This window comes from Deltaproteobacteria bacterium (genome assembly GCA_016219225.1).
Classification (GTDB): domain Bacteria; phylum Desulfobacterota; class RBG-13-43-22; order RBG-13-43-22; family RBG-13-43-22; genus RBG-13-43-22.
This window is the reverse complement of the sequence record JACRBX010000297.1, coordinates 1-2,395: the sequence shown is the minus strand read 5'-3', so window position 1 is coordinate 2,395 and position 2,395 is coordinate 1. Positions and strand designations below refer to the sequence as shown.

Sequence of the window (2,395 nt, the reverse complement as noted above, 5' to 3'; positions counted from 1 at the left end):
CCTTTGCGTTCTTGGCGTCTCTGCGGTGAAAATAGTTTTTCAAAAATCTAAACTGATACGAAAGTTTAATATGAGCAAATTCTGGAGTTCATTAGTCCACAGCCTGAAGCCCTATGTGCCGGGAGAACAACCCAAACTCCCCGGCCTCATCAAACTGAATACCAATGAAAACCCTTACGGGCCTTCCCCAAAAGTCATAGAAACCCTGAAGGCGGAAGTGACGGAAGGATTGCGGTTATACCCGGATCCTAATGGTAGCCACCTCAAAGAAGTGGTGGCCGTCTATTATCGATTAAAGCCGCAGCAGGTGTTTGTCGGCAATGGCTCCGATGAGATCCTGGCCCACACCTTCCTGTCACTACTTAAACACCCGCGGCCCCTGCTGTTTCCGGATATTACCTACAGCTTCTTCCCGGTCTATTGCCGGCTCTACGATATCGCTTATACGACCATACCCTTGAACGCCGATCTGGAAATACACCTGGAGGATTACCCCCGTCCCAATGGGGGCATCATCTTCCCCAACCCCAATGCCCCCACCGGTCGGCTTTTATCTCTGTCTTCCATTGAGCAATTGTTAAAGCGGAACAGGGAATCGGTCGTCGTTATCGATGAGGCTTATGTAGACTTCGGGGGTGAATCGGCCGTTCCTTTGGTAGAAGGCTATCCCAACCTGCTGGTGATCCAAACCCTATCCAAATCCCGATCCCTGGCGGGGTTGCGGGTCGGCTTTGCCATCGGTCATCTTTCGCTGATCGAAGCCCTGGAACGGGTAAAGAACAGCTTCAATTCCTACCCGTTGGATCGCCTGGCCCTGGCAGGCGCAGTGGAGGCCATCAAGGACCAGGCCTATTTTGAAAAGACCCGTCTGGCCGTTATCCGTACCCGCGACCGGTTAGCGGAAGACCTGGGGGCCCTTGGTTTTCAGGTGCTGCCCTCAGCGGCCAATTTCCTGTTTGTCCGACATCCGGGAAGAGAGGCCTCCACCATTTTTAAGCGGCTGCGCGAACGATCGATTATCGTGCGCCATTTCCGCCAGCCCCGTATTGAACAGTATCTGCGCATTTCGGTAGGTCGGGATGAAGAATGCGCCGCCCTGGTCAAGGCTTTGAAGGAAATCCTGGGGTAGGCGCTTGACAGGTTATCAATTAGGACGCAGATTTTCGCCGATACCCGCAGATAACTATTCTTTATCTTCAAAATCTTGACAATCCGCACGATCGGCTTTCAGCCGATCCGAATTCAATCGGCTTTCAGCCGATCCGAGTTGATCTAGCTCCAAAAAGGAAATTCCTATACCATCGAGTTACGGGTTATTAGATGAAGCTTATACTTTCTCAACCCGGAACCCGGAACCCGCAAGTCGCAAGTCGCAACAGAGAAATTTCAAATATCTTTGGCTCCCTTTCAACAAAACCCCGTATCATCCCGGTTTGCCTGACCCCTGACCCCTGATCGCTGATCGCCGACTAAAGCCCCTTTTGGGCCTCATCCAAAGCCAAGCGTAATTTTTCCGCCCACTGCTTAAAGCCGGACTCTACCTGGGTCCAGCGGGTCCAGACCTTGGTCACCTCCATCATACTGCCTTTGTTGCTGGCTGTCAGCTCGGCCAGGACCATGCCGCTGGAACTGTCGATAAACTGAGTCTCCACTGCGGCCTCGCCGAAGTCAATGGGCCACATCAAAATGGCCGTAGCCACCACATTGGCCGCCGGGCTGACCGGCTTAAGATGGGTCAGGGCCGCCCGGATACGCAATACCTCCGTTCCGGGTTCTTTAACAACCGGATAGCGCTTTCGCATGGCTTCGATAACGGTTTGCCGTAATTTTTTAGCCAGGGTCTCCATCTCTTCCGGCTTCATTTCCCGTTCGGCCTTGGTCAGATCCACCCGGACTTCCACCGGGTCGATCATCAGCTTTTTGTATTTTTTCCATTGGACCCCCGGCCTTTCCCACCAGGCAATCCCCTCCTCCCTGGAATCCGGTTTCAATCTTTGATAATCGCTGAGGAAGCCTGAAGGGGGCACCTGGGGCGTGGCGCACCCGGCGACCCAGATCAATAAAAGGACAGACAAAACCCCAAGGCACCCGGGGAGTCCCGATTTCCTGTTGGATAAGATTCTGGCCATCTAACCCTCCTTTTCCCCTTTCCATTTGATAATTTTAAAATCCAGTACACAAATCGCATAAACCGCCGGCACCAGAAGTTTGGTGATGAAGTTGGCCACCAAAAGTCCCCCGATCTGGGTATAGCACAAAGGCTCCCAGAGTGGTCCGCCATGCAGGGCCAAAGGAACCAACCCCAGGACCGTTGCCCCGACGGTGATGAAGACCGGTCTCAACCGGGCGATACCGGCGTCGAGTACGGCCTGGCGGAAAGGTTTTCCCTGGGCCT

The 2,395-nt window shown here is 53.5% G+C and carries 3 protein-coding genes; 1 reads left to right on the top strand and 2 read right to left on the bottom strand.

All coding sequences use genetic code 11. The annotated features are described in order from the left end of the window. Positions 1–70 precede the first annotated feature (70 nt). Positions 71–1,129: a histidinol-phosphate transaminase gene (locus HY879_24245; GenBank protein ID MBI5606456.1), complete on the top strand. Its 1,059-nt coding sequence runs from the start codon at positions 71–73 to the stop codon at positions 1,127–1,129. A 340-nt stretch (positions 1,130–1,469) separates the two neighbouring features. On the opposite strand, the gene HY879_24240 is transcribed toward HY879_24245, so the two are convergent. Then, on the bottom strand, positions 1,470–2,129 hold the full coding sequence (locus HY879_24240) for a DUF3313 domain-containing protein (GenBank protein ID MBI5606455.1): 660 nt from the start codon (positions 2,127–2,129) through the stop codon (positions 1,470–1,472). After that, a partial coding sequence (locus HY879_24235) for an efflux RND transporter permease subunit (GenBank protein MBI5606454.1) occupies positions 2,130–2,395 on the bottom strand: 266 nt, incomplete at its 5' end. It lies immediately after the preceding gene.